Here is an 18678-nt window from a genome sequence, read left to right as displayed (position 1 = left end):
ACAAAGGCGGCGCGATGAGCGCCGCCTTTGTCGTTGATCGGCTCGCAGATCTCAGCGCGTACGCGCGCACGCTGCTCCTTGCGCCCCACGATCCGGTGGCGCTGCCGATCCGCGCCGAGTTGTTCGGAGCCCAGCGCTTCGAGCAGCACGGCCACAGCCTGGCCCGGGCCCAGATCGTCGAAGTCGACCCCCGCCGCGCGCGCGAGGGAGCGCCCTTCTTCCCGCGCGTGGACGAGAACCTCGAATCGCTGCGCAACGCTTTCGACTACATCGCGCTGATCTCGCAGAGCGGGCGCTATGTGTCGCCCGCGGCCGAATGGCTGCTCGACAACTTCCATCTGGTGGAAGCGCAACTCCAGCAGATCCACGACGGCGTGCCGCGCAGCTACTACGCGCGCCTGCCCAAGCTCGCCACGCCGCCGCTCGCGGGCCTGCCGCGCGTCTACGGCATCGCTTGGGCCTACGTGGCCCATACCGACAGCGTGCTCAACGAGACGCTGTTCACCGCCTTTCTCAACGCCTACCAGGACATCGACGAGCTCACGCTCGGCGAGCTCTGGGCGCTGCCCACCACCCTGCGCGTGGTGCTGCTTGAAAACCTGCGCCGCGTGGCCGAGAGCATTGCGGAGAACAAGGTCGCGCGCGAAATAGCGCACGCGGTCTGGGACGCGGCGCCGCATCTGTCGACACAAGACCTCGACACGCTGTATCGCGCATTGCAAAGCCACAACCTGCAGGACGCCTACCTCACGCAGCTCTGGCAGCGCCTGCCGGTGGAGCATGGCGAGAACATGCCGGCACTGGTGCGCTGGATCGAACAGCACTGCCCCAACGGGCCGGCGCTGATCGGCGAGGCGCAGAACGCGCAGGCTGCGGCCAACCTCACCGTCGGCAACATCATCACCACGCTGCGCATGGTCGGCCAGGTCGAGTGGAGCGACCTGATCGAACCCGTCAGCCGTTCGCTGCGGGTGCTGCGCGAGCTGCCGAGCTTTGCGGACGAAAGCGAGCTCACGCGCCAGCAGATCACGCATGCGATGGAGCGGGTCGCGCGCGACAGCGGCCGGTCCGAGCGGGAGGTGGCGCAGGCCGTGGTGCGGCTCGCGGCCGCCGCGCCGGCCGACGATGCAGGCGCCGACACCGATCGCGCCGACAGCACCGCCGGCTACTACCTGTTCGGCCAGGGGCGCGGCGCGCTGATCGCCGCGCTGCAATCCGACGCGGCGGCGGGCCGTGCCGGCCGCCCGGCAAGGGTCCGGCCGCTGCGCAGCCGCGGCGGCTGGCGCCTGCCTGTCTACGTACTCGTCATCGTCCTGGGCACCGTGTGGCTGCTTGCGGCCGTGGCGCACGGTCTGCCGTCCCCCCGCGACTGGACCACGGTCGCAGCGATGGCGCTGCTCGCATGGCCGCTCTCGGAGGCGCTGATCGCCCTGGCGCAGCGCGTCATGGCCGAATCGGTGCGGGTGCAGGCGTTGCCGCGCCTCGACTTCGCGACCGGCATTCCCGAGCGGCACCGCGCGCTGGTCGTCATTCCTACGCTGCTGAGCTCGCCCGCGAACACTGCGCAGCTCGCCCACCGGCTCGAACTGCATTGGCTCGCCAACCGCGAGGCGTACGCCCAGTTCGCCCTGCTGACCGACTGGGCCGACGCGCCCCAAGCCTCGCTGCCGGAAGACGCACCGCTGCTCGACGATGCCATTGCGCGCGTCGCCGCGCTCAACGCGAAATATCCGGCGCCCGCCGGCGCGGCCTCGCGCTTCCTGCTGCTGCACCGGCCGCGCAGCTGGAGCGGTACCGAAGAACGCTGGATGGGCTGGGAGCGCAAGCGCGGCAAGCTCGAAATGCTGATGCGCCTGCTGGCAACCGGCGACGCCAGCGGCTTTCTGCCGCTCGCGCCGGGCCAGCAGCTGGCCCCGGGACGAACGCCCTATGTGCTGACCCTCGACAGCGACACGGGCCTGCCGCCGGGCGCGCTGCGCGACCTGGTGTCGATTGCCGCCCACCCGCTCAATGCGCCCGAGATCGATGCGGACAGCCGGCGCGTGGCGGCGGGCTTCGGCATCCTCCAGCCGCGCATCGTGACGCCGTTCCCGATGCGCAGCGAGCGCTCGTTCTTCCACTGGATGTTTGCCGGGCAGTGCGGGCTCGACCCCTACGGCAGCGGCGCGTCCGACATCTACCAGGACGTGTTCGGCAGCGGCTCCTTCACCGGCAAGGGCCTGCTGAACGTGCGCGCAGTGCATGCCGCGCTCGACAGGCGCCTGCCCGAAGGCGCGGTGCTGAGCCATGACCTGCTCGAGGGCACGGTCGCGCGCTGCGCGATGGTGAGCGACGTGGTACTGATCGAGGACCACCCGCACCACTCCGGCGTGGCCGCATCGCGCGTGCACCGCTGGGTGCGCGGCGACTGGCAGCTGTTGCCGCTGCTGTGGCGCGCCAGGCACTTCGGCATCGACGCGCTCGGGCTCTGGAAGATGGGCGACAACCTGCGCCGCTCGCTGGTGGTGCCCGCCTCCTTCGCGCTGCTGGTGCTCGTGATCTTCACGCAGGCCATGCCGCTCGGATGGGCGCTGGCCGCGGTCGCCTCGGCGCTCACGCTCGGACCGCTGCTCGGCGCCCTGGCCGGGCTGGTGCCGACACGCCGCGCCATCGAGCTGCGCCACTTCTTCGACGTCGGCGCGGTCGAGCTGCTGCGGGCCATGGCGGGCGCGGCCTGGCAGTTCGTGCAGCTGGCGGCGCAGACGCGCCTGCTGCTCGACGCGATGTTCCTGGCGACATGGCGGCTGACGGTCAGCCGCAGGCACCTGCTCCAATGGACCACGACGGCGCAGGCCCAGGCCCAGTCCAGCCAGCAGCTGCCGCCCTTCCTGCGCAATGCGGCCCTCAGCAGCATGCTTTGCCTGGCACTGGCCGTGGTGGCGGCGCGCTGGAGCGCCTATCCGGTGGCCGGACCGCTGCTGTTCGCGGCCTGGGCGCTGGCGCCGTTCGCGGCCTGGTGGAGCAGCCGCGTCGACGCGCAGGTGGCCGATCCGTTGAGCGCCGAACAACGCGGCTACCTGGAGAAACTGGCGCACGACACCTGGCGCTTCTTCGAGCACGTGGTCGGCCCGCAAGACAACCACCTGCCACCCGACAACCTGCAGCTCGAGCCGCAGCCGATCATCGCCCACCGCACCTCGCCCACCAACATCGGCATGTACCTGCTGGCCACGTGCTGCGCGCGCGAGTTCGGCTGGCTCGACACCGAGGCGCTGCTCGCGCGCATCACGGCCACGCTCGACACCGTGGACCGCATGCAGAAGCACCAGGGTCATCTCTTCAACTGGTACCACACGCAGACGCTGCAGCTGCTGCCGCCGGCCTACGTGTCCAGCGTGGACAGCGGCAACTTCGCGGGCCACCTGGTGGCCGTGGCCCAGGCCTGCCGCGCCTTCGCCGCGCAAGGCTGCCAGAGCCACGAGGAACCCGCGCTGCAGGCGCTGGCGCAACGCTGTGATGCGCTGCACGCGGGCATGGATTTCAGCGGCCTCTACGACCCCAAGCGGCACCTGTTCCACATCGGCCTGCGCGTCGAGGAGAACGTGCTCGACGCGAGCTACTACGACCTGCTGGCCTCCGAGTCGCGTTTGCTGAGTTTTCTGGCCATTGCCAAGGGCGACGTGCCCCGGCGCCACTGGATGGCCCTGGGCCGGCCGTTCCTGCTGGTGGGTTCCCGGCCCGGCCTCAAGTCGTGGTCCGGCTCGATGTTCGAGTACCTGATGCCCGCGCTCGTGATGTCCGAGCCCGCCGACAGCCTGCTGCAGGTGGCCAACACCGCGGCCATCGCCGAGCAGCAGGCCTTCGGCCGTTCGCTGGACCTGCCGTGGGGCATTTCGGAGTCGGCCTACTTCGCGCAGGACCATTCGCTGGCCTACCAGTACTCGCCCTTCGGCGTGCCACGTCTCGCGCTGCGCCGCACGCCTCCCACCGACCGCGTGGTGGCGCCCTATGCGAGCGCCATGGCCGCGGTGCTTGCGCCGGCCGCGGCGGTCGTCAACCTGGAACTGCTCGAATCACTCGGCGCGCGCGGCGAATTCGGCTTTCACGACGCAGTGGATTTCACCACCTCGCGCCAGGCCAATGGCCAGGACTTCACCGTGGTGCGCAACTTCATGGCGCACCACCAGGGCATGTCGCTGGTGGCGTTGTGCCACGCGCTGCGCGCCGAAGCCCCGCGCCGCTGGTTCGGCAGTGCCGCGCTGGTGCAGGCGCACGAGTCGCTGCTGCACGAACGCACGCCGCGGCAGATCATCGGCAGCGCCGACCCGCGCACACCGCCCGAGCCCAGCCAGACCGAACTGGCGCCGCTGTTCCAGCCCCGCGCGGTGGACCCGACGGGGCCCGGCTTCCAGCCCACGCACCTGCTGTCGAATGGGCGCTACACGGTGGCCCTGCGCGCCAACGGCTCGGGCGTCAGCCGCTGGCACGCGTTCAACGTGACCCGCTGGCGCGACGACCCCCTGCGCGACAGCCACGGCACTTTCTTCTACCTGCGCAATATCGAAAAGGATGGAGACCAGCACGAACTCGTCTCGCTCACCGCCCTGCCCGCACCCGGCGCCGGCTGGAGCTACCGCACCCGTTTCCTCGCCGAGCAGGTGCAGTTCGATGCGGCCGGCGACGGCCTGCAGGTGCGCACCACGGCGCTGATCAGCCCCGAAGACGACACCGAGCTGCGCAACATCACGCTGCACAACGCCGGCAAGAAGACCCGCACGCTCGAACTCTTCTCCTACTTCGAGCCGGTGCTGTCGAATCCCAAGGCCGACGAGGCGCATCCGGCCTTCGCCAACCTGTTCGTCGAATCGCGCTGGGAACCCGCATGGCGCGCGCTGCTGCTGACGCGCAAGCCGCGGCTGCATGGCGACCCGGTGGTGGCCGCCGCGCACTTCCTCGCCTCGGTCGATGCCCATGTGCTTTCCATCGACTGCATGACCGACCGGCGCGCCTTCATCGGCCGCAACCGCTCGCTCGCGAACCCCGCGCTCGACCCGCAGCCGCTGGCCGCCGACGGCAAGCCGGTGAACGGCCTCGATCCCATCGCATGCCTGCGCGTGCGCCTGTCGATCGCACCGGGCGCCACCGCGCGCCTGAGCTTCGCCACCGCGGCCGACGAAAGCATCGAGGCACTGATGCCCAGCATCGACCGCTACCTGGAGCCGATGCACGTCGAGCGCGCCACGCGCATGGCCGCCACGCTGGCGCAGGTGCGGCTGCGCGATCTGAGCATTGCGCCCGCGCAGACCTTCGCGCTGCAAGACCTGACGACCATCCTCACCTACACCACGCCGCGCGTGATGAAGGACCGCGGCCCCGTCGATCTGCGGCAGATCTGGCGCTTCGGCATCTCGGGCGACAAGCCCATCGTGCTGGTCGCGATCCATTCGATGAACGGCATGGGGCTCGTCAACACGCTGCTGCGCGCCCAGCCGTGGTGGGGCTTTGGCGGCGTGGCCTGCGACCTGGTGGTGCTCAACAGCGAGCCGAACTCCTACCTGATGCCGCTGCAGCGCGAGATCGAGGCCCTGCGCCTGCGCGTTGCGCACCAGACCCAGAACAGTTTTCCGCGCGACGACACGGCGGGCTTCTACCTGCTGCGCGACCACGAGGTGGCGTCCTCGGAGAGGGCCGCGCTCTCGAGGCTGGCACGCGTGGTGTTCACCGCCGACGGACGCTCCCTCGAAATGCAGGTGGCGGCGCTGCACGAAGCACGGGTCGACGCCAGCACGGACGCCGAGGCCCCGGCGGCGTCCCCGCGTGCCGCCTTGTTGGCACGGCTCACGGCGGCACCTTCCGCGGAGCCACCCGCGGGAAGCTTCGATGCCGAAAGCGGCGAGTTCCGCTTCGAGGTCGATGCCGGCCACCGCACCCCACGCCCCTGGATCAACGTGATCGCCAACGCCCAATTCGGCTTCCAGGTGTCCGAATGGGGTACCGGCTTCACCTGGGCCGGCAACAGCCGCATGCACCAGGTCACACCATGGTCGAACGACCCGGTGCAGGACCCGGCCTTCGAACACTACCTGCTGCAAGACCTCGCCTCGCGCGCCCTGCTGCCGCTCACGCCGGCCGGCCAGGGTGCGGGGGATGGGGACGAGGTGCGCCACCGCGTGCGGCATGGCCAGGGCTACACGGTCTTCGAATGCCGGCAACGGGAACTGGCGCTCGAGACCACCTTCTTCGCGGACCGCGGCGATGCCGTCAAGCTGGTGCACGTGCGTGTGCACAACCGGGGCTCCGACCCGCGACGCCTGCGCGCGCTCGGCATGGCCGAGTGGCAACTCGGCGCCGCGCGCGGCGAACGGCGCACCATCCACTGCTGGAAACCGGAAGACCAGCCCGCAGTGTTCGGCCAGCAGCGCGAATCGAGCGTGGGCTTCGGCGGCAGCACGGCCTTCCTGCTGCTGGCGGGTTTGCCGGGCGCCACGCAGTGGACCTGCGACCGCAACGAGTTCTTCGACGGACACGGCATCGTCGAAGTGCCCGACACGCTGGCGCGGCGCGCCGGCAGCGGGCTCGATGCCTGCGCGGCCATCGGCGGCGAATTCGTGGTGGCGGCCGGCGAGACCGCCAGCTTCAGCTTCGTGCTGGGCCACGCCGACGACGCCGACGCGGCGCTCGCTCTCGCTCGCCGCTGGCGCCAGCGCGACGTGCCCGAAGCCCTGGCGCAGGTGCGCGGCTTCTGGGACGAGCTGCTGGGCCGCCTGCAGGTGCGCACGCCCGATCCGCTGTTCGACGCCATGGTCAACCGCTGGCTCATCTACCAGACGCTGGCCTGCCGCCTCTGGTCGAAGGCCGGCTTCTACCAGGCCGGGGGCGCCTTCGGCTTTCGCGACCAGCTGCAGGACGCGATGGCCTTCGCGCTCACCGATCCATCGCGGCTGCGCGAGCAGATCCTGGTCAATGCGGCGCGGCAGTTTCCCGAAGGCGACGTGCAGCATTGGTGGCACATGCCTGGCGGCGCCGGCGTGCGCACGCATTTTTCGGACGACCTGCTGTGGCTGCCCTTTGCGACGGCGCACTACGTCGAGGTGACCGGCGATGCGGCGCTGCTCGACCACGCGGCCCCGTTCATCGAAGGCCCCGCGATTCCCGAGGGCGCCGAGGACGCCTACTACGCGCCGCAGCACAGCGGCCGCACGGCCACCGTGTTCGAGCACGGTGCGCTGGCCATCGACCGCAGCCTGGAGACCGGCGTGCACGGCCTGCCGCTGATGGGCACCGGCGACTGGAACGACGGCATGAACCGGGTCGGCCATGAAGGCCGCGGCGAATCGATCTGGCTTGCATGGTTCCTGTGCAGCGTGGTCGAGCATTTCGCGCCGATTGCGCAAGCCCGCGGCGAGCACGATCGGGCCGCGCGCTGGACCGAGGCCCGGCGCGGCTGGATCGCCGCGCTGCACGATGCCGGCTGGGACGGCGCCTGGTTCCGCCGCGCCTTCTTCGACAACGGCGCGCCGCTCGGTTCGTCGGCCAACGACGAGTGCCGCATCGACCTGATCGCGCAAGCGTGGTCGGTGCTCTCGGGCGCATCGGACGACGCCCACACCGGCCCGGCGATGGCCGCCGTCAAGGAGCATCTGCACGACGAGCCGGCCGGCCTGCTGCGCCTGTTGACGCCGCCGTTTGCCCACTCGGCCAACAATCCCGGCTACATCCAGGCCTACCCGCGCGGCGTGCGCGAGAACGGCGGGCAGTATTCGCACGGCGCCGTGTGGGCGCTGATGGCACAGGCGCTGCAGGGCGACCACGAAGCGGCATGGCAAAGCTTCGAGGGCCTGAGCCCGGCGCACCGCGCGGTGCATCCGGAGCGCGGGCCCGCCTACGAGCTGGAGCCCTACGTGATGGCCGGCGACATCTACAGCGCCGCGCCGTACGTCGGGCGCGGCGGCTGGAGCTGGTACACCGGCTCGGCCGCTTGGCTGCACCGCGCCGCAATCGAAACGCTGCTGGGCCTGTGCGTGAAGGGCCGCATGCTCTCTCTGACGCCGCGCGTGCCTGCGCACTGGCCGGGGTTCGAGATTGCGCTGCGGCTCGAACAACGCAGCCTGACGCTGCAATGGGGAACGCCCGATGCCGCCGCAACGCCCACGCACCATGCGGCCATCGGCGAATGGATCGACTGGCAGGCGCTGTCGGCCGATGCGGTGCTGCGCGTGAGTTAAGGTCGCGGGCCGATTCCACCTGCATATCCATGACCACCATCCAGTCCCGCCGCAAGCTCATCGTCATCATCCTGCTGTGCCTGGCGGTCGGGGGCGCGCTCGTGCGGCACTACGCGGAGCGCGGCACGACCACGCGCGACATCGGCACGCTGCTGATGCGTGCTGTGGGTGCCGATCATCGGCAACGTCATTGCCTGGCTCATCGGCAAGCTGCCGCGGCGCGCGCCGCCGGCCGAGCCCGCGACCTTCGATGCGGCGCGCGCGTTCACGCCCCACTTCCTGGCCGAGCTCACGCTGCGCCCGCCGGCACTGCCTTCGCACGACGTGCCGCTTGCCCCGGGCGAATACCGCTGCGCGCTGGTGGTCGACAACGAAGGCTTCTCCGCGCGCTGGTTCGTGCCGCAGGGAGAAATGCTCGCAAGGGGAAAGCCGCATGCGCTCGACATCGAGCTTCTGTCGCCGGAAACCGCAGCGGCGCGGTTTCCCGCAGGTGCGGTCTTTCGCGTGCTGGTGGGCGACTCGTTCATCGCCGATGGGCGGGTGCTGGAGTCTCACGCACCGCACATCTAGCGGACTCGAGAAGGCGGCGAACGGCAAAAGGGTCGATTGTTCGCCGCAGGGAAACTGACTACTGCCGGCAGGCCCCTTGGTGGCGGCCCTGTCCGCTCCGACACTGGGCAGCCTTTCGCAACAACGTGTCGGTATGCGCGCTTGCCGACGCGGTCCAGGACCCTTCCCATGATGAATTCACCCAGCAGCAACCCCTGCATCGACGATCTGGCGCCCGAACCCGCCAAGACCGCCCGCTCCGCCTGGCTTGCGGTCGGCTCGATCGCCGTCGGCACCTTTGCCATGGTCTCGACCGAGTTCATGCCCATCGGTCTCCTGACCGACATCGCCCGCGGCCTGAACGTGTCCGACGGCACGGCCGGCCTGATGATCACCATGCCCGGCGTGCTGGCGGCCTTTGCCGGCCCCGCGCTGATCGTGGCCTCGGGCCGGCTCGACCGGCGCACCGTGCTGATCGCGCTCACCACCTTGCTGATCGCCTCGAACCTGCTCGCCGCCTTTGCGCCCAATTTCGCGACGATGCTGGTCGCACGCCTGATGCTCGGCCTGTGCGTGGGCGGCTTCTGGACCTTTGCGCCGGCCGCCGCCACGCAGCTGGTGCCGGACGCCTCCAAGGCGCGGGCCATGTCGCTGGTGCTGGCGGGCGTGTCCGCCGCCACCGTGCTTGGTGTGCCCGCCGGCTCGTTCCTGGGCACGCTGTTCGGCTGGCGCGCCTCGTTCGCGGTGACCGGCGCGCTCGCGGCCGCGGTGCTGCTGGTGCAGCTGTGGCTGCTGCCCGCCATACCGCCGGTGCGCGCCATCGGCGCGCGCGACCTGCTCACGCCGCTCACGCGCCGCATGGCGCAGGTCGGCCTGCTCGCGGTGCTGTTCTTCATCGCCGGCCACTTTGCGGCCTACACCTATCTGAAGCCGCTGCTGCAGCAGGTGTTCGGCCTCGCGCCCAACTCGGTCTCGACGCTGCTGCTGGTCTACGGCGCGGTGGGCTTCGTCGGCACCTTCCTCGGCGGCAGCCTGGTGGCGCGCAGCGTGCGCGGCACCACCCTGCTGGCGGCGCTGATGCTCGCAACCGCACTGCTGCTGTCGACCCTGATCGGCAGCGGCATGGTCGCCGGCGCGGTGGTGGTCGTGATCTGGGGCGTGGCCTTCGGCCTGATTCCGGTGGCGCTCACCGGCTGGATGATGGAGGCCGTGCCCGACGCCCCCGAAGCCGGCCAGGCCTTGCTCGTGAGCGGCTTCCAGGTGGCGATCGCCTCGGGCGCGCTGATCGGCGGCGTGACGGTCGACAACCACGGCATCTCCAGCGCGATGGTGCTCAGCGGCGTGCTGGTGCTGATTGCCGCGCTCATCGTCGGCACGCTGGGCCGGGCGCGCGGCGGTGCCGCGCTGGCTACTTCGGCCGAGCAGTAGCGCGGCCGGTCTGTGCGCCTGCCGCAAGGATCGCATCGAGCACCACGCGCAGGGCCTTGTTGACCGGCTTGTCGCGCCGGACCACCACGGCCAGCGTGCGGTGCATGCGGGGGTTCAGGCGGCTGATCTTCAAGCCGGGGTGCGCGCCGCGGCCCACCATCGCCATGCGCGGCACGATGCCGTAGCCCAGCCCCGCGGCCACCATTTCCTTCATGGCCTCGACGCTGCCCAGTTCCATGACGGGCTGCGGCTGCAGGCCTTCGGCCGCGAACCACCGGTCGACCAGCTTGCGCGTGTTGGCCGCGGGCTCGAACAGCACCAGCGGCAGCGCGGCCAGGTCGGCGGGCGCCACGCGCGCCTTCAGCGGCGCGAGATCGCTGCGGCCGATGGCGACGAACTCGTCGTCGAGCACCGGCACGACACTCAGTGATCGGCCTGCGGCCGGCAGCGTCACCAGCGCAAGATCGCTGCTGTTCTCTTCCACCTTGCGGACGTGGTCGTCGGTATTGCCCGTGCTGACCACGATGCCGAGCGCCGGAAACTGTTCGCGCAGGCTGCGCAGCACGGCCGGCAGGAAATACAGGCAGGCGGTGGCGCCGGTGCCCAGCCGGACCCGGCCCGTGATGCCGCTCGCATGGTCCGCCAGCGCGTCGATGGCGTTCTCCACCGCAGTCTCGATGTGGTGGCTGTGCCGCAGCAGCTCCGCGCCGGCCGGCGTGGCCTTGGCGCGCTTGCCCACGCGCTCGACCAGGCGCACCGCGAGCCTGCGCTCCAGCTGGCGGACCTGCAGGCTCACCGCGGGCTGGGTGAGGCCGAGCCGGTCGGCCGCGGCCGAGAAGCTGCCGGTTTCGATCACCAGCCCGAAAGATCTGAGCTGGTCGAGGTTGAGTGTCTTTTCCAAAGTATTTCTTATGCCTTGCATAGGTTGGCGAAGCTTCACTTATTGATCGTGCAGCGTCAAGATCCGGACCATGCCTTCGCCCATCCAAGCCACCCAAGCTTTCGCCTCCGTCGACATCCTCGACGCCGGGGCGCACCACATGTCCTCGATACAGGCCATCTACAGCCACTACGTGCTGCACGACCTGTGCTCCTTCGAGGAAGAAGTGCCCGGCGTCGACGAGATGCAGGCGCGCCGCGCCGAGGTGCTTGCGCGCGGCCTCCCCTATCTCGTCGCGGTGAAGGACGGCGAGGTGGCCGGCTATGCCTATGCGAGCCCCTACCGCAGCCGCTCCGCCTACCGCCACACGGTGGAAGATTCGATCTATGTCGCGCAGGGCCTGCAGGGCCACGGCATCGGCAAGGCACTGCTCCAGGACGTGATCCGGCGCTGCACCGACGGCGGCTTCACGCAGATGGTGGCGGTGATCGGCAACAGCGCCAATGCCGGCTCGCAGCGTGTGCACCAGGGCCAGGGCTTCGAGACAGTGGGCGTGCTGCGCAACGTCGGCTTCAAGTTCGGCCAGTGGGTCGACACCGTGCTCATGCAACGTGCGCTGCGCTGAACCGGCGCCCGCGCGCGGATGGCTCGCGCTGCTGTGCACGAGCCGGCTGCTGCAGGCCATGGTCGTCACCGCCTATTCCGGCGTGCTGCCTTTCATGATGGCCGACTGGCACATGACGGCCGCGCAGGCCGGCTCGGTCCAGAGTGCATGGCACGTCGGCTACATGAGCTCGCTGTTCGCCGTGGGCCTGTTGGCCGACCGCTACGGCCCGCACCGCGTCTTCTTCATCGGCAGCGCGATCAGCGCATGCTCGGCGCTGGCTTTCGCCGTCTTCGCGCACGACCATCTTTCGGCGCTGCTGCTCTACGGCCTGGCCGGGCTGTGCGCGGGCGCCTCGTACACGCCGGGCCTGCAGTTGCTCGCGCGCAATGCCGAACCCGCCGTGCGCGGCCGGGCGATGGGGCTCTTCCTTGGCGCGGCATCGATGGGCTACGCCTTGTCGCTGGCGGTGGTGGCGGCATTCAGCCACGCACGGCACTGGAGGCTCGGCCTGCTGGTGGCGGCGGGCTGCACGTTCGCGGGTGCGCTGCTGACGGTGCCGGCACTGCGGCGGATGCGGCCGCCCGCGCCGCCCGCCGGCACGGGAACGGCACGCGAAGGCACCTGGCATGCGCTGGCCGAGACGGTGCGCGACAGGCCCGCCATGGCCGGCAACTGGGCCTACGCCTTTCACTGCTGGGAGCTGATGGCCTTGTGGGCCTGGCTGCCGGCCTACCTGGTTGCCTCTGCCGGCGGCGCCGCGCCGTGGCAGGGCGCGGGCATTGCGCTGGCGGCGTTCGCGCATCTGGTGAGCGTGTTCGGCAGCATCGGGGGCGGTGCCGCGTCCGACCGCTTCGGCCGCGCGCGGATCATGATGGCCGCCACGCTCATGAGCCTGTGCATGTCCTTCGCGTTCGGCTGGATGTGGACCTGGCCGCTGTGGCTGCTGGCCGTAATGGCCGCCATCTACAACCTGCTCGCGATCGCGGACTCTTCCGTCTATTCGACCGCGCTGGCCGACGTGGTGGCGCCGCACCGGCTGGGCGTGGCGTACTCGGTGCGCTCGGTGATGGGCTTCGGTGCGGGCGCGCTCAGTCCGTGGGTGTTCGGCCTTGCGCTGGACTGGGGGCAGACGCGCTTCGGCCTCGGCAGCACGTACAGCTGGGTGGCGGCGTGGAGTTCGGTCGGGCTCGGCGCGCTGCTGGGGCCGTGGATGATCGTGCGCTTCGGCCGGCTGGAGCGCATCCGGCGTGTTCGGTAGCTTCACTCTTCGTCGCGCGAGCGTGCCGCCATCCCACCGGATCGCCCGCCCCGTCAACCGCCGATCGGATATTCCACAGCCACGCGAATCTGGCGGGTGTCGAGTTCAGCCTGCGCCTTGTTGCTGCGGTGCTCGCCATAGCGCAGCAGCAAGGCCAGCCCCTTGGCCGATCCCGCCCGCACCGTGTAGCGCAGCCACAGGTCGCGCTCCCGGTGCCTGCCGTCCTTGCCGTAGCCCAGCCAGGCATAGCCGCCGCGAGCGGGCACGCGGCTGCCATCGATGCCGCTGCCGCGGATGTAGGCGGCGCCCATCGCGAGTCCCGGCGCGCCCCAGCTTGCGGCATCGACTTCGTAGCGCAGCTGCCACGATTGCTCGTGCGGCGCATTGAAGTCGGACAGCTGCGCGGCATTGCCGAGCCAGATGGCGCCGCGCGTCACGTAGTCGAACGGCGTGTCGCCGTCCACCTTCTGCCAGCCCACGCCCATGCGGTGGGGGCCGTGGCTGTAGGTGGTCACGAGGCTCGCGGTGGTGTTGTCGATCGGGCCCGCGAGAGCCCGGCCGGTGTCTCTGCTGTGATAGAGCTGCAGGTCGAAGCCAAGGGCACGCTTCGCTTCGAGCTGCACCGCGTAAGTGGCGCCCAGGTAGCCGGTGCGCCAGGTGTCCTTCAGGCGTCCGAAGTAGCCCGTGAGCGAAAGCGAGGGCGCCGCCTTCCACGTGACGCCGGCGAAGTCGAAGGCATCGCCGCGCGGCGACTTCGGGTCGAGGTAGTTGACGACCAGCGGGTTGCCGGTGCCGCGTGCATTGCGGTCGGTCGAGCCGGTGAAACGGCCGGCCTGCAGCGTGAGCCGGTCGAACTCGTTGCTGGTGAGCAGCCAGCCGCGCATGGCCTCGGGCAGCAGGCGCGTGTCGGAGGAACTGAAGATCGGCGTCTTGGTGCGTTGCTCGCCCACCTTGAGAACGGTGGAAGAGACGCGCGCCTTGAATGCCGCGCCGCCGCGCGCGATGCCGTCCTGGGCGTAGCCCTGGCGGTCCACCGGCAGCATGCGGATCTTGCCGACTCGGAAGTCGTCGCCGTCGAGGTTCTGCGCAAAGTAGGCGTGCGCATCGGCGCCGAACCCGACCGGGCCGCGCGTGAAGCCCGACTCGACCGAGCCCATGAGGCCGTAGCCCCATTCCTGCGCGTAGTCGCTGCGCTGCCTGCGGGGCAATGCGGCGTTGCGGCCGCCGTTGCTGCGGTCGCCGTCGAGGTAGTGCCGGCTTTCGTAGACGCTGCGGTTGAGCACGCGCCAGCGCGTGTCCTGGACGAAGCCGCCGGCGTTCGCCTGCTGCGCGTCGCCTTCGACCGCCATGGCGGCGGTGCTCAGCACGGCGAAGGCTGCGCTGCAGAACCGGCCCGCGGCCGGATATCGGCGTGCGAGGGATTTCACAGGTACTTGAGCCAGGCGATGTCGCGGCGGCGCTCCTTCAGGGCCGCAAAGGCGCGCACGGCGGGGTACAGCGCGAAGGCCAGCACGGCGGCCGCCGCCCACACCATCCACATCGCATCGAAGCCGAAGAGCGTGCCCTGGTTCCGGCCCCAGGCCGCTTCGGCGCCAAGGTAGAGGAACTTGAGCACATACAGGTGCAGCACATAGAAGAACATGGGCGCGGCGCCGAACACGGCCAGCGGCGCCAGCCACGCCGCGCCCTGCCGGCGTTCGAACGCGCGCAGCAGCAGCAGGCCGACGCCGAGCGTCAGCGCAATGAACAGCAGGGACGGCGGGTACTTGGTGATGTTGAAAAAGCCCATCCAGCTGGCCAGGGCGGTGTCGCCGGCCGTCCAGGGCTTGTCGCCATACACATCGAGCAGCCGCAGCAGCACGAAGCCCGCAAGCAGCCCCGCGCCCCATGCCAGCAGCCGCCGCTGGCGCTGCGCCGCATCGGCGCCGGCCAGGAACCACGGCCCGGCGGCATAGCCCAGCGCGATCACGCCGATCCAGGGAAGCAGCGGATAGGAGGTGCGCAGCTTCAGTGCGCCGGACAGTTCGATCCAGCCCCGGTCGTGCAGGACGGCCCACGGCACGTGCAGCACATGGCCCGCGGGAAAGTGCAGGCCGTCGAGCAGGTTGTGCCCGGCGACCAGCACGATGCCCAGCACGATGAGCACCTTGCGCGGCAGCCACACCAGCGCCGCCAGCGCCAGCATCGACAGGCCGATCACCCAGATCACCTGCAGGAACACCTTGGCCGGCGGGAACTGGAAGGTCCATGCGAAGTTGACGACCGTGACCTCCAGCAGCACAAGGAACAGGCCCCGCTTCCACAGGAAGGAGGAAGCGGCCGCGCGGCCGTCGGGCTGCTTCGAGGCATAGAGAAAGGCCGACAGCCCGGTCAGGAACACGAACACCGGCGCGCACAGGTGGGCCAGCAGGCGGCTGAAGAAGAGCTCGGGCGGCGTCTCTGCCGCGACCATCGGGTCCGGCACCTGGTGGTGCAGGTAGAAGGTCTCGCGCACGTGGTCCAGCAGCATGAACAGGATCACGAGGCCGCGCAGCGCATCGATGGAAAGCAGCCGGGAGCGGGCCGGCGGAGGAGGGATTTCGGGCATGGAATTATTGAGAATGAATTCCCAATAATGTAGTGCACCGGAATTTCCGCGCCGGCTACTCCCCCAGCAGCTCCCCGATCGGCTGCAGATCTTCGACCCGGTCGCAGATCGACTTGATCACCATGGTGATGGGAATACCCAGCAGCAGCCCCCACACGCCCCAGAGCCAGCCCCAGAAGATCACGCCCACGAACACGGCCACCGGGTTCATGCGGCTGGTGCGGCTGGTGAGCCACGGCATCAGCAGGTTGCCGACCAGCGTGTGGATGGCGAGCGACACGCCGCCGACCAGGATGCCCATCTCCAGGCTGTTGAACTGCAGGAAGGCCACCAGCCCCGCGGCCACCATCACGATCACCGAGCCGACGTAGGGGATGAGGTTGGTCACGCCCGCGATGATTCCCCACACGGCGGCGTTCTCGACCCCGATGGCCCAGAAAGCGAAGCCCGTCGTCACGCCCACCAGCGCGCTGATCAGTATCTGCACCAGCAGGTAGCGCTCGATGTTGCGGGTGATGTCGTCGAGTACATGCACGGTGACCTTTTTCTTCTGCAGGCTCGACCCGGTGATCTTGATCAGCTTGCGCCGGAAGGTGTCGCCGGAGCACAGCGCGAAGTACGTCAGGAAGGCGACCAGCGTGAGCTGCCCGATCGCCTCGAGCAGGCCGACGGTGCCGCTCAGCAGGTAGTCGCGCACATTGAAGGATGGCCGCTCGATGACGACGCGCGCAACGCCCTTGCGGGCCGCGACGCGCGCGGAGTTTTCCTCGGCCGCCTTCTCGAGTTGCGCTGCCGCCTGCTGCACGCTTTCGAGCGGCGTGGCGCTGGCGCTCTTGCTCCGGCGCATGGCCTGCCCCAACTTCTGGGCCGCGACGGGCAGCGATTCGGCCAGTTGCGTGGCATTGCCCGAAAGCGAGTAGCCGGTCCAGCCCAGGCCGCCGAAAAGGCCGACGAGGATCAGCGCCGCGCCGATCCAGCGCGGCAGCCGCAAGCGGTGCAGCCGGTCGACCAGCGGCGACAGCGCGTAGGTCAGCAGCAGGCTCAGCATCAGCGGGATGAACACGGCCTGGCCCCATCGCAGCGCGAAGACGCTGGCCAGCACGGCGAGCACCACCAGCGAGGCGCTGCGCACGTCGACCGGCATCTGCAGCAGCAGGCGCTCGGGTTCCGGCCGCAGCTCCGGCGGCACGGCTTCGGGCGGGGACTCCAGCACGGGTTCCGGCGGCACCTCGGCCGGGGGCTCCGCCGGCGGCGCCGGCAGCGGTGGCGATGGGGGTGGCTGCGCCGCCGGTGCCTCGCCGGCCGTTTTCTTGTCGTCGGTCATCGCGCTTCCTTCAAAACTTCGCGCACTGCGGCGAGTTGCCGCCGCGACACCGCGACGGGTTCGGGGATCGCGTCGAGCCGCAGGGCCCAGCCTTCGGCGTCTTCCCCGTCGTCGTACTTCTCGAGTGCGCGGATGGCCGAGCGTGCCACCAGCGCATTGCGGTGCACCCGCAGGAAGCGCGTGGGATAGCGCTCCTCGAATTCGTTCAGCGAACCGTCCAGGATGTGGCTGCGCGTGGCGGTGCGCACCGTGAGGTACTTGTACTCGGACTTCAGGTAGAGCACCTCCGACAGCGGCACCCGCTCGGCGCGGCCGCGGTCCTGGATGAGCACGCTTTCCTGCAGCGCGTCGGCCTGCAGCGCACGCCGTTCCTTCAGAAAGCGCTCGGCCTTCTGCAACGCCTGCTGAAGGCGCTCGGCGCGCACCGGCTTGGTCAGGTAGTCGACCGCGTCGAGGTCGAAGGCCGTCACGGCATGGGCCGCATGGGCGGTAACGAACACCACGGCCGGCGCATCGGCCCGGCCCCGCAGGGCGCGCGCCACCTCGATGCCGTCGATGCCGGGCATGTGGACGTCGAGCAGCACAAGGTCGAGTGCCAGGTTCGCCAGATGCTGCTGCGCCTCGGCGCCCTGGGCGGCCTCGGCCACCACTTCGGCGGCGGGCGACCGGCAATCGCGCAGCAGCGTCCGCAGGCGCGAGCGGGCCAGGGCTTCGTCGTCAACGATCAGGGTCTTGAGAGTCATGATTCGGCGGGGATGGCAATGCGCACGCGATAGTTCTTCTGGTCCATGCCGGCGCTGAACTGCATCTGCATGTCGTGCAGCAGCCTCAGCCGGTCACGCACGTTGGCCAGCGCAATGCCATGGCCGCGCGGCAGGGGCTCGTCGGCCCAGCGCAGCGGCGGCAGGCTGTTGACCACCTCGATCACCACCACGCTGCCGCGGCGCTCGGTGCGGATGCGCAGCTTGGCGCCCTCGGGACTGGGCTCCACGCCGTGCTTGATGGCATTTTCGACCAGCGGCTGCAGCAGCAGTGGCGGCAGCCGCGCGCTGCTGGCTGCGGCGTCGAGGTCCCAGCGGATGCGCAGCCGGTCGCCAAAGCGCACCTGCTCGATGGCCAGGTAGCGCTCGGCGAGCGCAATCTCGTCGGCCAGCGTGCCGGATTCGCCGGGGTCGGCCAGCGCCTGGCGGAACAGTTCGGCCAGGTCTTCGAGCATGGTCTCGGCCTTGGCGGGCTCCTCGCGCACCAGGGCAATGGCGCTGTTGAGCGTGTTGAACAAGAAGTGGGGGCGGATGCGCGACTGCAGCTCCTCCAGCCGGGCTGTCATGGCGGCCGGCGTCTGGCCGCGCGCGCGCAGCACCATCGCCGCCATGACCATGCCCGCGATGAAGGCGCCCGCCACGGCACTGGCGAGCCACGGCGCCGCGCCCAGGACGCCGGTGAGCCTCAGCAGGCCGCAGCCATAGAGCGAGGAAATGGCGCCCAGCGCGGCACCGGCCGCGTACTGCGCCTGGCGCGGCAGGCGCCCGAGCGGCTTCTTGAGCCCGCAGGCCGCCACCAGCCACAGCAGCGTGGCAGGCAGCGCGCCGCCCGTGACGGTGGCGGTCTGCACCAGCCATTCCCCGGGGGAGGACGACACGAACAGCGTGGCGGTCGCCACCAGCGCCTCCACGAACAGCACCGCGCGCAGGACCACCCCGATCTGGCAGGCGTCGAACAGCCCCGGGCTGCCGCGCGCGGGCAAACGCCCTCTTTCCGGCGGGGCCGCAGGCGTGGGGGTGGAGGTGGCCGATAAAATCGCCGGATTGCGCATCACAGATACATCGGGTAACCGACCCATT

At 70.1% G+C, this 18678-nt stretch carries 11 protein-coding genes; 5 read left to right on the top strand and 6 right to left on the bottom strand.

Annotation, left to right across the window (positions count from 1 at the left end; translation table 11 throughout):
• The first annotated feature begins 14 nt into the window (after positions 1-14).
• The 3 genes from VAPA_RS07230 (at position 15) to VAPA_RS07220 (ending at position 10181) form a co-directional block, all read left to right on the top strand.
• Positions 15-8204, top strand: a complete 8190-nt coding sequence (locus VAPA_RS07230) for a GH36-type glycosyl hydrolase domain-containing protein (RefSeq protein WP_021006114.1) — start codon at positions 15-17, stop codon at positions 8202-8204.
• Between the two features lie 159 nt (positions 8205-8363).
• Positions 8364-8774, top strand: a complete 411-nt coding sequence (locus tag VAPA_RS07225) for a hypothetical protein (RefSeq protein ID WP_021006113.1) — start codon at positions 8364-8366, stop codon at positions 8772-8774.
• Between the two features lie 168 nt (positions 8775-8942).
• Positions 8943-10181 carry an MFS transporter gene (locus VAPA_RS07220; RefSeq protein WP_021006112.1) on the top strand — a complete coding sequence of 413 codons (1239 nt, stop codon included), beginning with the start codon at positions 8943-8945 and terminating at the stop codon, positions 10179-10181.
• Here VAPA_RS07220 and VAPA_RS07215 read toward each other — a convergent pair.
• On the bottom strand, positions 10162-11103 hold the full coding sequence (locus VAPA_RS07215) for a LysR family transcriptional regulator (RefSeq protein ID WP_021006111.1): 942 nt from the start codon (positions 11101-11103) through the stop codon (positions 10162-10164). The genes VAPA_RS07220 and VAPA_RS07215 overlap by 20 nt on opposite strands.
• A gap of 49 nt (positions 11104-11152) precedes the next feature.
• Here VAPA_RS07215 and VAPA_RS07210 point away from each other — a divergent pair, with 49 nt between their 5' ends.
• Together VAPA_RS07210 and VAPA_RS07205 are read left to right on the top strand one after the other, a co-directional pair.
• Positions 11153-11686 carry a GNAT family N-acetyltransferase gene (locus VAPA_RS07210; RefSeq protein WP_021006110.1) on the top strand — a complete coding sequence of 178 codons (534 nt, stop codon included), beginning with the start codon at positions 11153-11155 and terminating at the stop codon, positions 11684-11686.
• Positions 11673-12926, top strand: coding sequence for an MFS transporter (locus VAPA_RS07205; RefSeq protein ID WP_041946035.1), 1254 nt, complete (start codon positions 11673-11675; stop codon positions 12924-12926). The genes VAPA_RS07210 and VAPA_RS07205 overlap by 14 nt, the downstream gene beginning before the upstream one ends.
• Before the next feature lie 53 nt (positions 12927-12979).
• On the opposite strand, the gene VAPA_RS07200 is transcribed toward VAPA_RS07205, so the two are convergent.
• Genes VAPA_RS07200 through VAPA_RS07180 form a run of 5 tightly spaced genes read right to left on the bottom strand, consistent with a single transcriptional unit; the run spans position 12980 to position 18677 of the window.
• Positions 12980-14353 carry an OprD family outer membrane porin gene (locus VAPA_RS07200; protein WP_021006108.1) on the bottom strand — a complete coding sequence of 458 codons (1374 nt, stop codon included), beginning with the start codon at positions 14351-14353 and terminating at the stop codon, positions 12980-12982.
• Positions 14350-15513: a DUF1624 domain-containing protein gene (locus tag VAPA_RS07195; protein WP_021006107.1), complete on the bottom strand. Its 1164-nt coding sequence runs from the start codon at positions 15511-15513 to the stop codon at positions 14350-14352. The genes VAPA_RS07200 and VAPA_RS07195 overlap by 4 nt, the downstream gene beginning before the upstream one ends.
• A gap of 55 nt (positions 15514-15568) precedes the next feature.
• Positions 15569-16837: an AI-2E family transporter gene (locus tag VAPA_RS07190; protein WP_021006106.1), complete on the bottom strand. Its 1269-nt coding sequence runs from the start codon at positions 16835-16837 to the stop codon at positions 15569-15571.
• A complete protein-coding gene (locus VAPA_RS07185; protein ID WP_021006105.1) occupies positions 16834-17580 on the bottom strand; it encodes a LytR/AlgR family response regulator transcription factor in 747 nt (248 codons plus the stop codon). The genes VAPA_RS07190 and VAPA_RS07185 overlap by 4 nt, the downstream gene beginning before the upstream one ends.
• Positions 17577-18677 (bottom strand): sensor histidine kinase, encoded by a 1101-nt coding sequence (locus VAPA_RS07180; RefSeq protein WP_021006104.1) that lies wholly within the window; start codon positions 18675-18677, stop codon positions 17577-17579. The genes VAPA_RS07185 and VAPA_RS07180 overlap by 4 nt, the downstream gene beginning before the upstream one ends.
• Position 18678: the final 1 nt, after the last annotated feature.

The sequence above is a fragment of the Variovorax paradoxus B4 genome (assembly GCF_000463015.1).
Classification (GTDB): Bacteria; Pseudomonadota; Gammaproteobacteria; order Burkholderiales; family Burkholderiaceae_C; genus Variovorax; species Variovorax paradoxus_E.
Note: the sequence above shows the minus strand (reverse complement) of the source record. Positions and strands in the feature narration are given on the sequence as shown.

Excerpts from the sequence above, each read along its gene's own strand:
- VAPA_RS07230 (WP_021006114.1), top strand. The coding sequence starts at position 15 with ATGAGCGCCGCCTTTGTCGTTGATCGGCTCGCAGATCTCAGCGCGTAC.
- VAPA_RS07220 (WP_021006112.1), top strand. The coding sequence starts at position 8,943 with ATGATGAATTCACCCAGCAGCAACCCCTGCATCGACGATCTGGCGCCC.
- VAPA_RS07215 (WP_021006111.1), bottom strand. The coding sequence starts at position 11,103 with ATGCAAGGCATAAGAAATACTTTGGAAAAGACACTCAACCTCGACCAG.
- VAPA_RS07210 (WP_021006110.1), top strand. The coding sequence starts at position 11,153 with ATGCCTTCGCCCATCCAAGCCACCCAAGCTTTCGCCTCCGTCGACATC.
- VAPA_RS07195 (WP_021006107.1), bottom strand. The coding sequence starts at position 15,513 with ATGCCCGAAATCCCTCCTCCGCCGGCCCGCTCCCGGCTGCTTTCCATC.
- VAPA_RS07190 (WP_021006106.1), bottom strand. The coding sequence starts at position 16,837 with ATGACCGACGACAAGAAAACGGCCGGCGAGGCACCGGCGGCGCAGCCA.
- VAPA_RS07185 (WP_021006105.1), bottom strand. The coding sequence starts at position 17,580 with ATGACTCTCAAGACCCTGATCGTTGACGACGAAGCCCTGGCCCGCTCG.
- VAPA_RS07180 (WP_021006104.1), bottom strand. The coding sequence starts at position 18,677 with ATGGGTCGGTTACCCGATGTATCTGTGATGCGCAATCCGGCGATTTTA.